Origin of the sequence: Microbispora sp. H10670 (assembly GCF_014161385.1) — a bacterium.
Lineage (GTDB): Bacteria > Actinomycetota > Actinomycetes > Streptosporangiales > Streptosporangiaceae > Microbispora > Microbispora triticiradicis.
Window position 1 is genome coordinate 308,583 of the sequence record NZ_JABBWW010000003.1, and the last position, 12,331, is coordinate 320,913.

General features: G+C 71.2%; 13 protein-coding genes. 8 read left to right on the forward strand and 5 right to left on the reverse strand.

Annotated features, from left to right (window positions below):
* Window positions 1-7: 7 nt before the first annotated feature.
* On the reverse strand, window positions 8-1,921 hold the full coding sequence (locus HHX33_RS07090) for an HNH endonuclease signature motif containing protein (RefSeq protein WP_182873880.1): 1,914 nt from the start codon (window positions 1,919-1,921) through the stop codon (window positions 8-10).
* Between the two features lie 1,037 nt (window positions 1,922-2,958).
* Window positions 2,959-3,231: a 4a-hydroxytetrahydrobiopterin dehydratase gene (locus HHX33_RS07095; RefSeq protein WP_111698014.1), complete on the reverse strand. Its 273-nt coding sequence runs from the start codon at window positions 3,229-3,231 to the stop codon at window positions 2,959-2,961.
* Window positions 3,232-3,277: 46 nt separating this feature from the next.
* On the opposite strand from HHX33_RS07095, the gene HHX33_RS07100 reads away from it, so the two are divergent.
* Window positions 3,278-3,931 carry a class II aldolase/adducin family protein gene (locus HHX33_RS07100; RefSeq protein WP_310741253.1) on the forward strand — a complete coding sequence of 218 codons (654 nt, stop codon included), beginning with the start codon at window positions 3,278-3,280 and terminating at the stop codon, window positions 3,929-3,931.
* Between the two features lie 33 nt (window positions 3,932-3,964).
* Here HHX33_RS07100 and HHX33_RS07105 read toward each other — a convergent pair whose 3' ends face one another.
* Window positions 3,965-5,539 (reverse strand): DUF885 domain-containing protein, encoded by a 1,575-nt coding sequence (locus HHX33_RS07105; protein WP_182873881.1) that lies wholly within the window; start codon window positions 5,537-5,539, stop codon window positions 3,965-3,967.
* A 56-nt stretch (window positions 5,540-5,595) separates the two neighbouring features.
* On the opposite strand from HHX33_RS07105, the gene HHX33_RS07110 reads away from it, so the two are divergent.
* Window positions 5,596-6,822, forward strand: a complete 1,227-nt coding sequence (locus tag HHX33_RS07110; RefSeq protein ID WP_182873882.1) for a DUF4032 domain-containing protein — start codon at window positions 5,596-5,598, stop codon at window positions 6,820-6,822.
* A gap of 1 nt (window position 6,823) precedes the next feature.
* Here HHX33_RS07110 and HHX33_RS07115 read toward each other — a convergent pair whose 3' ends face one another.
* Entirely contained in the window at window positions 6,824-7,315 is a 492-nt protein-coding gene (locus tag HHX33_RS07115) for a DUF523 domain-containing protein (protein ID WP_182873883.1), read from the reverse strand.
* 271 nt (window positions 7,316-7,586) lie between these two features.
* Between HHX33_RS07115 and HHX33_RS07120 the strand changes: the two genes are divergently transcribed.
* From HHX33_RS07120 to HHX33_RS07140, 5 genes are all read left to right on the forward strand, one after another.
* On the forward strand, window positions 7,587-7,925 hold the full coding sequence (locus tag HHX33_RS07120; protein ID WP_244302199.1) for a roadblock/LC7 domain-containing protein: 339 nt from the start codon (window positions 7,587-7,589) through the stop codon (window positions 7,923-7,925).
* Window positions 7,925-8,767 carry a MarR family transcriptional regulator gene (locus HHX33_RS07125; RefSeq protein WP_182873884.1) on the forward strand — a complete coding sequence of 281 codons (843 nt, stop codon included), beginning with the start codon at window positions 7,925-7,927 and terminating at the stop codon, window positions 8,765-8,767. The genes HHX33_RS07120 and HHX33_RS07125 overlap by 1 nt, the downstream gene beginning before the upstream one ends.
* Before the next feature lie 38 nt (window positions 8,768-8,805).
* Complete coding sequence (locus HHX33_RS07130; RefSeq protein WP_182873885.1) at window positions 8,806-9,186, forward strand: roadblock/LC7 domain-containing protein; 381 nt, start codon at window positions 8,806-8,808, stop codon at window positions 9,184-9,186.
* A 46-nt stretch (window positions 9,187-9,232) separates the two neighbouring features.
* Window positions 9,233-9,604, forward strand: a complete 372-nt coding sequence (locus HHX33_RS07135; protein ID WP_111698019.1) for a hypothetical protein — start codon at window positions 9,233-9,235, stop codon at window positions 9,602-9,604.
* Between the two features lie 98 nt (window positions 9,605-9,702).
* Entirely contained in the window at window positions 9,703-11,118 is a 1,416-nt protein-coding gene (locus tag HHX33_RS07140) for an MFS transporter (RefSeq protein ID WP_167521575.1), read from the forward strand.
* Window positions 11,119-11,126: 8 nt separating this feature from the next.
* On the opposite strand, the gene HHX33_RS07145 is transcribed toward HHX33_RS07140, so the two are convergent.
* Window positions 11,127-11,534 (reverse strand): hypothetical protein, encoded by a 408-nt coding sequence (locus HHX33_RS07145; protein ID WP_182873886.1) that lies wholly within the window; start codon window positions 11,532-11,534, stop codon window positions 11,127-11,129.
* 130 nt (window positions 11,535-11,664) lie between these two features.
* Between HHX33_RS07145 and HHX33_RS07150 the strand changes: the two genes are divergently transcribed.
* A complete protein-coding gene (locus tag HHX33_RS07150; RefSeq protein ID WP_182873887.1) occupies window positions 11,665-12,249 on the forward strand; it encodes a Dps family protein in 585 nt (194 codons plus the stop codon).
* The last annotated feature ends 82 nt before the right edge of the window (window positions 12,250-12,331 follow it).

Sequence of the window (12,331 nt, forward strand, 5' to 3'; positions counted from 1 at the left end):
TTCAGAGTCATAGGCGCCGCCGGGCGCTGCGGGGGTTTCGGGAGTCTCGGGGGTTGCGGTAGGTGAAGGCCCAGCGGTCGTCGCCGATCTTGCGGCGGGTGTAGCGGTTCGGGTGGCGGTAGCGGTCGCGGTTGTGGAACTGGCACGCCGGCCCCAGCAACTTGAGGTCGGTCAGCCCGCCACTGCACCAGTCCTCGGCGTGGTCGACCTGGCACATCGTGGCGGGCAACGGGCAGCCGTCCACCCAGCAGATCGCATACCGGGCGAAGACCGCCCGCCGCTGAGCCGGGGTGGCCAGGCGCACCTTGCGGCCCATGTCCAGCACCTGCCCACCGGCGTCCATCACGATCCGCACCAAAGTGCTGGTGCGAGCCAGCCGATGCACGCTGGCAACAGGCAGCAGCTGCCCGGTCGCCAGGATCAGCCCCGGCAACCCCCGCAACCACACCCCCGGCGGCGGACTGTTCACCCCCACCCCAGGCCACGCGTCATCGTCGCGTTCCACCCCCGGCGGAGCGTCGGCTCCTGTCCGGGACGTCTCATGCCGCGCCTCGCCTGTCCAGGAGGCGTGCCGGTAGCCCTCCGTCGGGCAGTCGTCGGCAGGGCAGTCGTCGGCAGGGCAGTCGTCGGCAGGGCGGTCCTCGCCGGGGCAGCCGTGAGCACGGCGATCCCCAGGGCGATCCCCGCTTGGACCGTCCTCCGTGTGAGCGCCAGTGGCGTCGTCACTCTTGGTCGGGGGCTCAGTCGGGGGATCGGGGGCATGCGTCTGCTGCGCACGAGTGCGCTGCGGATACCACGCTCGGTGTCTGTGCGTCTCTGCCTCGTCAGCATGCCCCTGCCGGGTGTCGTCGACCTCGCCGACCTCACCAACCTCGCCGAGGGCGGCACGCTCGTCGCCGTGGGCCGCGTCGAAGTGCGGCCAGACGACAGCCGGGCCGCCTGTGGCCGGGTGCTCGGGAGCAGAGGGCTCGCTGCCGGCGTCGGTTGTGCCGGCGTAAGGCGTGCCAAAGTCCTCGCTGACGCAGGCGTCAGCGCCGGGGACGGAGCCAGGGCCGCAGGAGCCGAGGTCGGGGCCGGGGCCGGGGCCGGGGCCGTCGCTCGGGTCGGTGTCTGAGGGGTCGCTGGTGGGGTGGTCGCCCGAGGGGTCGGTGCCTGAGGGGTCGCTGGTGGGGTGGCCGGCTGGGGGGTCGTTGGGGAGGGATTCGGCGGTGACCAGCACCAGAAGCTCGGTCGCGATCTTGTTGTCCAGGAACGCGATGACAGCATCGGCGTTCCGCACGCTCAGCGTGCGGTCGTCGCCCTCAGCCTTGGGCTTGGCGTAGACGTCCAGCAGGTGCTGCAACCGCGCGGCCGCCTCCACCGGCAGGTAGAACTCTCCCTCCAGCCCGCCGTTCCTGCGCCGCCGCACCCGGAAGAACCGGCGGTCGAAGTCGGCCTGTTCATCGTTTTCGTGGCCGTCGGGGTCCAGCACCGCCCGCAGATACCGCCCCGCCTTGGCCACCTCCGCCGCACCCGCCGAACCCGCCAACTCCAGCAGAATCCCCTCAGCCGTCGTCGCCTGGTCGTCGGTCAACCCCGCGGTGGCCGTGCAGATCGCCTCCACGATCCCCTCGGGCAAGCTGCCCTCGGCGAACCGCTCACGCACCCGCGACAGACGACCCAACTCCACGCCCATCGTCACCAACCGGCCCGCACCCGGGATGGTCATCCCCCCGACGCTGCGCAGCCACAACCGGGTGGAGGCGTGCCCATGGTTCCTCGCCTCTCCGGCCCGATGCACCAGGCCCACCCGGGCGGCCAACGCCGAAGTGATCCGATCCCGGGCCGACAGCAACTCCTCAGCCTCCGCCAGACACACCTCCGCCGACTCAGGCACCGGCACCAGCGCCACCGCCCGGGCCGCCTCACCAACAGCCGCCACCGCCACCCACGACGACGACCCACCGGCACCAGAAGCATCCCGGCCCGGGCCCGCATCGCTCCGGTCGGCGCCTGTGGCACCGCCCGATACACCACCGGACCCACCACCAGAAGCACCAGCGGAAGCGCCACTGTAAGCACCCTCGGCACCATCCGGACAAGCCGCGTCGGGAGAAGCACAACCAGGAGAATCGCCGTCAGGACAAGCACCGTCGGCGGCACCACCATCAGTGCGCCCTGCATCCGTGCGCGCGGCAGCGGCACCGGCAGGGCCGGGGGCGCCGCTGCCGGCACCTCCTGCGTAAGGGGCAGAGGCGGCGGAACCGACTCCAGGGCCGGGCATGTCGGCATGGTCAGGAGCGCCATCAGAGGCGAGGCCATTCGCGGTTTCGTCAGCGATGGAGTCGTCAACGGCAGCGGTACCCGCACGAGTCGTAAATGCTCGCATGAAGGGGAAATTCGCCGGGATACCGTGCCGGCTCGCGTGCTCTCGCGTATCGGGATCGACGATCGGCACGTATTCACGGGCAAGTGCGCCCTCGGAAGACCAAAGGGGCGAGCCAGCAATGAGCTGATCCCACCAGTCGCCATCACCAGTATCGTTCGAACGACGGAGGCGCTCAGGATCAGTGTCGAACAGATCCATCATACCTCCCCTGCCGATTCGAAATCCTGTATGAATTCTTCCACACCAGCGTGCCACGAACACCCTGAGCAGCGATTTTGCTGGAGTCACAGGCGCGCAGGGACGACGCTGAGACAGCGAAACAAATAAATCGGCATATATCACCCTGCGCGACGTACTGCACGATGTCGTCAGCTCCCAGCACAAATTGCACAGTCACGTGCCGATCAAAGCCACTACATAAGGGGGCTCAGCCGGACGAAAGCGCCCAAAAAAAGCCGCAGCAAGGGGCGGGACGACTCCGCGAACCATGCCCGGGTGCAGCGGCGTGACGCCGCACCCGCGACGCGCAGGGCCGGCGGCAGTGTGGGCAGCGCGGGCAGCGCGGGCTTCGAGGATCGGGAGCCCGTGCTTCAGGGTTGTGCGGATCCTGCCTCGTGGTCGGCGACTATGGCGTCGATGCGGGCGGCGAGTTTGTAGTCGAGGTCGGTGAGGCCGCCCGCGTCGTGGGTGGTCAGCGCCAGATGCAGGGTGCGCCACCGGATGTCGATGTCGGGATGGTGGTTCAGCGCCTCGGCCTGCTCGGCGATGTCGTTGACGATCGCGATGGCCGTACGGAAGTCGCGGGCGACGACGGTCCTGCGGATCGTGTCACCCTCGCGACGCCACTCGGAAGCCTCGTACATGAGTTCAGGACATCACGAAAACCCGCCGATTGTGTAGATTCGCCGGGTGGATGACGGGGTGGACGAGCAGGTGAACGAACGAGTGGACGAGCTGCGGCGTGAGCTGTGCGAGTACGGCCGCAAGGCGGCGGAACTCGGTCTGGTGATCGGGACCTCGGGCAACCTGAGCGCCCGGGAGGGCGACCTGGTCGTCGTCACTCCGTCGGGGGTGGCGCTCGACCGGCTCCGGCCCGAGGACTGCCCGGTCCTCGACCTCACCGGCCGGGTGGTCGACGGCGGGACCCGGCCCTCCTCGGAGACGCCGACGCATCTCGCCCTGTATGAGGCGACCTCCGCGCGGGCCGTGGTCCACACCCACTCGGTCTTCGCGACCGTCGTCGCCTCCACCATGACCGAGCTGCCGCCGGTCCACTACAACGCGCTGCTGCTCGGCGGCACGGTCCGGGTCGCCCCGTACGCGACGTACGGCACGCCGGAACTGGCGCAAGGCGTCCTCGCCGCGATCGAGGGCAGGCAGGCCGCCCTGATGGCCAGTCACGGCGCGGTGACGATCGGGAACGGCCTGGAGCAGGCGTTCGAGGCGACCCGCCTGCTCGAATGGCTGTGCGAGGTCTACGTCCGCGCCCTGGGGGTGGGCCGGCCCGCGGTGCTCACCGAGGACCAGCTCACCGCCGTGATCGAACGTGCGCTCGCCGGCTGACCTCACGCCTAGGACCTGAACCAGCCACGGGGCTCAGCCCAGCACGGCCTTCCTGGCGAGTCCGAGCGGCAGTCCGCCCGACCCGGCGATCGTGTCGTGGAAGGTCCGCAGGTCGCCCGCGTAGTCGGCCCTGATGCGCTCGATCTCCAGTGCGCCGGTGAGGTACGAGGGAGCCTGGGTGGGCCAGGCGCAGTAGCGGCTGACCTCTCCAGCGGCGGTCCCCGGCGACAGGGACGCCTTCGTGGTGAGGAACTCCTCCGCCTGCTCCGGCGTCATGTCGTCGCAGTGCAGCGCGGTGTCCACCACGATGCGGGCGGCCCGCCAGATGCGGCAGTCGAGGTGGGCGAGCTCGGTCTGCGGGGTGTCGAAGTATCCCTGCTCGTGCATCAGCTTCTCGACGTAGAGCGCCCAGCCCTCCACGAAGTACGGCGTACGGAAGATCTTGCGGGCGCGGCGCGGATTGCCGGCCATCCACCCGAGGTGCCAGTGATGCCCGGGGTAGGCCTCGTGGACGCTGATCGAGGGCATCTGGGCCCGTGAGTTGGTCCGCAGCCGCTGCCGCACCTGCTCCTCGGTGAAGCCGTCCGGCGTGTACGGCACGAAGAAGATCCCGTCCCGCGAGGCCGACAGCGGCGGCGGGGCGAGGTAGCTCGCCACGGCGATGATGGGCCGCTGGAACTCCGGAGACGGCTCGACGCGGCACTCCTCCCCCTCCGGGAAGGTCACCAGTCCCCGCTCGCGGACGAAGTCGCGGGCCCGCAGCGTCTCGGCCTCGTACTCGGCGCGCATGGCCTCCAGGGTCGGCGGGTGGTCGTCCATGAGCGACTCCATCGCCTCCCGCCAGGTGCCCGGTCCGAGGCGGGACGCGACCTCGGTCATCCGCCCGTCGAGCTCGGCCCAGGCCTGCCTGCCCTTCTCGTGCAGCTCGGGGGCGCCGTACCCGAGCATCTCCCGCTCGCGCAGCAGGGCGGAGTAGAGCTCCTCGCCCATCCGCCAGCTGCCCCCCGGCCGGAAGTCCTCCAGGAAGCGGACCAGCCCGTCGAAGGCGTCGGCGGCGGGCTCGGCGGCCCGGGCGAGCCGCGCCCGCAGCTCCGGGTCGCCGACCTGGGCGGGCAGCGTCTCGGTCAGGAACCGGCGTCCCGTACGCGCCTGGTCGAGGCCGCGCCGGACCAGCAGGTCGGCGGCGATCTCTGGGTCCAGGTTCGCCCGGCAGGCGGCGAGCACGGCCGGCACCTCGGCGAGGCGCGCGGCGGCGGCGTCGACCAGCTCGGCCTCCGGCTTGAGGCGCTGCTGGAACGGCGTGAACATCGAGGCGAAGACCAGACCGAGGTAGGCGGCCGGATCACGCCGCCACTCCGGCCAGCGGGCCAGCGCCACGGCGCCGCGCAGATGGGCGGCGACCAGGTCGCGGTCGATCTCGTCCCCCGGGTCCTCGGGGGCCGCCTCCGACAGCTTGCGCAGCCATTCCTCGGCCGCCCGCTCCCGTCCCGTGAAGGCGGCCTCGCTGAAGTCGCCCAGCGTGCGGTCGTACCCGTCGGCCCCCAGCAGAGCGGCCATGACCGGGTTCTCGGCCAGGTACCAATCGATGAACTCGTCCACCAGCGTCATAGCGCCCGACTCTATCCGCGACACTTGTGTGGAAGCCCCCAGATAAGGAGCAATCGGTGCCCCTGCAGATCACCGGAGCCCCCAGCGACCCCGACCTGATCCGCCTGCCCTGGGACCTCCCCCTCGAAGAATGGCCCGTCCACCACCTGGTGACGCTGCCGCGCGGCATCTCCCGGCATGTCGTGCGCTTCGCCCGGCTGTCCGGCCGGGTCTACGCGATCAAGGAGATCAGCACCCGGTACGCCAAGCGGGAGTACCGCCTGCTGTGGGATCTGGCCCGGCACGACGCGCCGTCGGTCGAGCCGGTGGCCGTGGTGACCGGGCGCAGCGCCGCCGACGGCTCGGAGCTCGACTCCGCCCTGATCACCCGGCACCTGCAGTTCTCCCTGCCGTACCGCGCCGTGCTGTCGGGCTCGGTGCGGCCCGACACGCTGACCCGCCTGCTCGACGCGCTCGCCGTGCTGCTCGTACGGCTCCACCTGAGCGGCTTCTACTGGGGCGACTGCTCGCTGTCGAACACGTTGTTCCGCCGGGACGCCGGCGCGTTCGCCGCCTATCTCGTGGACGCCGAGACCGGCGACCTCCACCCCGCGATCAGCGAGGGCCAGCGCGCCCACGACATCGACGTGGCGCACGTGAACATCTACGGGGAGATGCTCGACCTGGAGGCCGGCGGGCTGCTCCACCCGACCATCGACCCGCTGGTCTTCGCCGACCAGCTGGTCGAGCGTTATCACCGGCTGTGGGACGAGCTGACCGAGGACGAGATCATCGAGGAGGTCGACTGGCACCGGGTCGACCAGCGGGTCCGCCGGCTCAACTCGCTCGGTTTCGACGTGGCCGAGATGATGGTGCGCCGCAAGGCCGGCACGTCCCGGCTGATCGTACGGCCGAAGGTCGTGGACGCCGGGCACCACCAGCGCCGGCTGCTCCGCCTGACCGGCCTCGACGTGGAGGAGAACCAGGCCAGGCGGCTGCTCAACGACCTCGACGCGTTCCGGGTGTCGAACGGGCTGCGGCACGAGGACGAGGCGATCGTGGCGCACCGCTGGCTGGCCGAGGTGTTCCAGGCGGTGGTGAGCGCGATCCCGGCCGCCATGCGGCGCAAGCTGGAACCGGCCCAGCTCTTCCACGAGGTGCTCGACCACCGCTGGTACATGTCGGAGGCGGCCGGCAAGGACGTCGGCCTGGACGCCGCGGTGCGGTCCTACGTGGACAACGTCCTGGTGCACAAGCCCGACGAGAAGGCCGTCATCGTCACCGCGGATCCGCTGTCCCCCTGAGCTACGTGAGGGTCTCCAGGTAGCGGGCGGCGTCGGGGACGCGGTCCTCGCCGAAGACGCGGACGCCGTTCAGCTCCAGCAGCGCGGTGGTCACCCCCTGCCCCGGGGTGGTCCTGCCGCGGTGGGTGCCGTCGCAGATCCGCAGCGACCCGCACGACGGGCTGCCCTCCTTGAGGACCGCGATCCGTACGCCGGAGGACCGGGCGGCGGCGAGGGCCTGCCGCGCCCCGGACAGGAACGCCTCGGTCACGTCGGCGCCGTCCGGCGTCAGGATCCGGGCCTCCCCCGCCAGCACCGCCGCACCGCCCGCTCCGCCCTCGATCTCGGCCGGCGGGCGGGGCACGGGCAGCCCGCCCTCGACCTCGGGGCAGAACGGCACGAGCCGCCCCTCCGCCCGCCACCGGGCGAGCAGGTCGTCGTCACTCGTCTTGGCCCCGCCGTCGTACCGCACCCGGCGGCCGAGCAGGCAGGCGCTGACCAGGATCCGTTCCACGCCTCCCATTCTGGCCGCCGTACGAGGCTCCCCGCGCCCTGCCCACCGAGACGCTCGATACGAGGAAATTTCACGAAAACCGGGATTACCAGTCCGGGGAGAACAATTCTTATTCTTATGGATTAATCCATTCATCCCAGCCCGTTTCCGACTCGGGTGGCCCGTCCACCTGCTCCTCTAATGTTGGCCGCGCTGTACCGGCGAGGCGTGACGTGACGGGAGTGACGGGAGTGACGGGTTGATCGGGATAGAGGACTGCCTCTCGGAGGCCATGTCGATCCCTGGCGCGCTCGGCGCCATTCTGGTCGACCACACCAGCGGAATGGCCGTCGCGGCGAGGGGGATCGCCGATCCCGGCCGGGCGGCCGCCGGGCTCAGCGCGGCCTACCGCGCCACGCTCGACGGCGTAGCGACGGCGTCCGAGGAGACCGGCCTCCGGGTCGAGGACGTGATCGTGACCACCGGCACGTCCTACCACCTCGTACGGCCCATGGAGATGATGTTCGACGGCCCGCTGCTGCTGTGCGTACGGCTGGACGTGGAGCGGGCGAACCTCGCCCTGGCCCGGCTGCGGCTGCGCGCCGTCACGGACGAGCTGGTCGCCTCCTGATGGGAACCCGGCCCGGGTCCGCTCCGGCTCTGGACACCGTGCTCACCGGTCTCGCCCAGGACGAGGCCACCGGCTCGCTGCGGGTGGGCAAGGAGGGCACGGTTTACCTCGTACGCGGGCGGGTGTCGTACGTGGACTGCGCGGCCACGCCCGGGGTGGAGGACCTGCTCGGCGGATCGGGCCGGATCGACGCCGCCGGGATCCGGCACGCGCGGCAGGAGGCCGGGCCGGGCGGGGACGGCGGCGCGCTGCTCGTGAGCAGGGGTATGCTCAGCCGGGGCGAGCTGGAGTTCTGCGTGCTGTCGGCCACGCTGGACGCCGCGTTCTTCCTGCTCGCCCCGAGGACGCTCCGGACCAGGTTCAGGGCGGGCGACGCGCACTGGCTCGGGGTCCACTGGTTCTTCGACGTGCCGGGGCTGCTGCGCGAGTGCGCCAGGCGGCGGGCGCGGCTGGAGCGGGCGTGGCCGTCGGCCGAGCTGGACGCGCGGCCGGTGACGCCCCTGCGGCGGATTCCCGGCACCCACGCGCTGCTCACCCGGTTGCAGTGGGAGCTGCTGCTGGCCGCCGACTCCACCGCCACTCCGGTCGAGCTGGCCCGCCGTCTCGGGCACCCGGCCTACTCCACGCTGCTGGCCGTACGGGAGCTCGCGGCGGCGGGCCTGCTGGCGAGGGACCAGGCGGCACCGGACGAACAGCCGGACGAACGGCCGGACGAACAGCCGCACGAACCGCCGGCCGCGCTGCCCAGACGCGCGCCCCGGCCGGCGGCGGTTCCGGTCGCCGGCGCCGTGACCGACGTGAACCTGCTGCTCAGAGTGCGTGACGCGCTGGAGGCGCTGTAGTGATCGGGTGGCTCAAGCGGGCCGGAAGGGATGCCTCGGTGGATCTTCGCCAGGACATACATCGGGAGCTGGTCGTCCTGCGCGAGCGGGCGCCCGAGATCACCGGGGCGCTCACGTGCACGGTCGACGGCATGCTCGTGACCACTGACCTCTCCACCGGCACAGGCACAGGCACCGAGCAGACGGCGGCGCTCACGTCGGCGCTGCTGTCGCTGAGCCGGAAGATGACCGATCTCGCCCAGATCGGGCGGCTGGAGGAGACGCTGGTCTCCGCGGCCCAGGGGCACACCGCGTGCTACGCCGCGGGACCCACGCTCGTCCTCACCGTTCTCGCGGGCCCGGGGGCGAACCTCGGCCTGCTCCGGATCGAGGGACGCAGGGCGGCGGACAGGATCGCCGCCATCGCCGGACGCGGATAGCGCCAGCGGGCGACCGCGGACACGAACACCAACCAGGAGAGAACGCATGGCGAACATGGATGTCTCCCTCAAGGAGATGCTGACCATCGACGGCGCGGTCGGCGCGGTGGTGGCCGACTACGGAAGCGGGATGGCGCTGGGCGCGCTCGGCGGGTCCAAGGACCTCGACCTCCAGGTGGCCGCGGCGGCCAACACCGAGGTGGTCAGGGCCAAGCTGCGGGCGATCGAGGCGCTCCAGCTGAACGAGACGATCGAGGACATCCTCATCACGCTGGGCTCGCAGTACCACCTCATCCGGCCGCTGACCGGCCGCGGCGGCAAGGGTCTGTTCCTCTACCTCGCCCTCGACCGCGCCCGGGCCAACCTGGCGCTGGCCCGGCACCAGCTCCGCTCGATCGAGGACAGACTGGAGATCTGACCTCCCGAGACCGCCAGGAGGCCGCCGGGGGCGGCCTCCCGACCCACCTCAACCCACTTTTGACCGCTTCTGTACGGTTGCGTGGTGAGGTGTCGTAAATGACCCGCCGAAGGCGGATTCTTGTTCTCCTGATCTGCTGCATGAGCCTGCTGATCGTGTCGCTGGACAACACGATCGTGAACGTCGCGCTGCCCGCCCTCGGGCGGGACCTGCACGCGCCGGTCTCGGGCCTGCAGTGGACGGTCGACGCCTACACGCTGACGCTCGCCGGCCTGCTCATGCTGGCCGGGTCCACGGCGGACCGCGTGGGCCGCCGGCGCACCTTCCAGACCGGGCTGGTGATCTTCTCGGCCGGGTCCCTGCTGTGCAGCCTCGCGCCGAGCCTCGCCTGGCTGGTCGCCTCCCGGGTCGTCCAGGCCGTCGGCGGGTCGATGATGAACCCGGTCGCCATGTCGATCATCACGAACACGTTCACCGACCGCAGGGAGCGGGCCCAGGCGATCGGCGTGTGGGGCGGAGTCGTGGGGATCAGCATGGCGCTCGGCCCGGTGATCGGCGGCCTGCTCACCGACAGCGTCGGCTGGCGGGCGATCTTCTGGATCAACGTGCCCATCGGCCTGCTCGCGGTGTTCCTCACCTGGCGTTACGTGCCCGAGTCCAAGGCGCCGGCCGCACGTCGGCTCGACCCGGCCGGGCAGGTGCTGGTCATCGTCCTGCTCGGCACCCTGACGTACGGGATCATCGAGGGCCCGGCGGCGGGCGCCGCGGTCAGCGCCGCCTGTTTCGCGGTCGCGGCGGCGGCCCTGGCCGGGCTGGTCGCCTACGAACTGCGCAGGCCGGAACCGCTCATCGACATGCGGTTCTTCGGCAGCGCGCCGTTCTCCGGAGCGGCCCTCATGGCGGTCTCCGGCTTCGCCGCCCTGGGCGCGTTCCTCTTCCTCAACACGCTCTACCTGCAGGGACACCGCGGCCTCTCCGCGTTCGACGCCGGGCTGTGCACGCTGCCCGTCGCGGTGAGCACGATGATCGTCGGGCCGCTGTCCGGCCGGCTCGTGGGCACGCGCGGCCCGCGCGCGCCGCTGGTCGCCGGGGGCGTCTGCCTGGCCGCCGCCGGGGCGCTGCTCGCCCAGGTGACGCTCACCACGCCTCTCCCCCTGCTGCTCGGGATCTACGTGATCTTCGGTGTGGGGTTCGGCATGCTGAACCCGCCGATCACCAACACCGCGGTCTCCGGGATGCCGCTGGAGCAGGCGGGAGTGGCCGCCGCGGTCGCCTCGACCAGCCGCCAGGTCGGCCAGTCGCTGGGCGTGGCCATCGCCGGAGCCGTCGTGGCCGCCGCCTCCGGCGCGCGCTTCGTGCCGGCCGCGCGCACCGGCCACTGGATCACCGCCGCGTACGGCCTGCTCGTCCTGGGTCTCGCCGTCCTGACCACCGGCCGCTGGGCCAGGCGTACGGCGGAGCGCACGGCCGCCCGGCTGTCGGAGGGCCGGGAGGAGGCTCTGCGGGCCGGATAACGCCCGGCTCACCCGGGGCTCTTGACCCTGTGGTCCTTGAGGTGGAGGTCGCCGCCGATCCTCAGCCGGAGCCGGTCGAGGACGTCCCGGGGCGCGAGGGCGGTCCAGATGTCGCCGACGAGGTGGGGGCTGTACTCCGGCGCCTGGTCCATCCACTCGTCCTTGCCCCTCTGGGTGGCGAAGGTGGTGAGGAAGAAGTCGCCGATCGGCGTGTGGCAGTGCCCCTGGCGGAGTTCCGCCGCGTCGATCTGCATCTTCGGGGTGCAGCCCGCCCGCGCGGCGAGTTGCTCGACGGTGGGCGGCGGGCCGTACGCGGGGGTCGCGTCGGGGCCGGCGCAGGCGGAGGACAGGGCGGACGACAGGACGGTGGCCGCGACGGCGGCGAACGCGAGGGCGCGGTGACGCGGAAGTCTCAACACCTCCGAGGTACGCGGGCACGGGGCCGGAGGGTTCATCTTGGCCAAATCGCTATAGAAGGCGTTTAGGGGACATACCAGGCGAAAGACTCATTGGTAGCTACAAACCGAATGAGTGAGGAGCGACGTCTTGGCTGCCAACCCTTCCTCCGGAGTCCGTGCGAGCAGCCAGCCCTGGCTGCACCAGAGGGGTGTGGAGATCCAGTCGTTCGGCACGGTCCGGGACTTCCCCGTCGGCCTGCCGAGAGAGACCCGGGAGTACTCCTGCCAGCGGCTCAACCAGATCCTGGCCGACACACAGATCCTGTACAGCCTGTACAAGAAGCACCACTGGCTCATGCGGGGGCCGACCTTCTACCAGTTGCACCTGCTGCTCGACAAGCACGCGAGCGAGCAGTTGCCGATCATCGACGCCGTCGCCGAACGGATCCAGACGCTCGGCGGGGTCGCGGTCGGCGATCCGCGCCAGGTGGCGGAGATGACCGTGATCCCACGGCCGCCGGACGGCGTGGAGGAGGTGCCCGCCATGCTCTCGCGGCTTCTCGAAGCCCACGAGACGATCCTGGTCGCCGCGCACGACGCCGCCTCCCGGGCGGCCGACATGGGCGACGACGGCACCAACGACCTGCTCGTCTCCGAGGTCGTCCGTACGGGCGAGCTGCAGGCGTGGTTCCTCGCCGAGCACCTCGTCGACACGCCGCTCGTACGCACCTGAGCGGATCCCGGCAACGGTCCCGGCAAGCAGGGCCCGGTAGTGATCCCGGCAGCAGGGCGCGGCCGGAATGTCGGTCGGGGGC

Coding starts and splice junctions, on each gene's coding strand:
- HHX33_RS07095 (WP_111698014.1), bottom strand. CDS start 3,231: ATGTACGAGGCTTCCGAGTGGCGTCGCGAGGGTGACACGATCCGCAGG.
- HHX33_RS07105 (WP_182873881.1), bottom strand. CDS start 5,539: ATGACGCTGGTGGACGAGTTCATCGATTGGTACCTGGCCGAGAACCCG.
- HHX33_RS07120 (WP_244302199.1), top strand. CDS start 7,587: ATGTCGATCCCTGGCGCGCTCGGCGCCATTCTGGTCGACCACACCAGC.
- HHX33_RS07125 (WP_182873884.1), top strand. CDS start 7,925: ATGGGAACCCGGCCCGGGTCCGCTCCGGCTCTGGACACCGTGCTCACC.
- HHX33_RS07135 (WP_111698019.1), top strand. CDS start 9,233: ATGGCGAACATGGATGTCTCCCTCAAGGAGATGCTGACCATCGACGGC.
- HHX33_RS07140 (WP_167521575.1), top strand. CDS start 9,703: ATGACCCGCCGAAGGCGGATTCTTGTTCTCCTGATCTGCTGCATGAGC.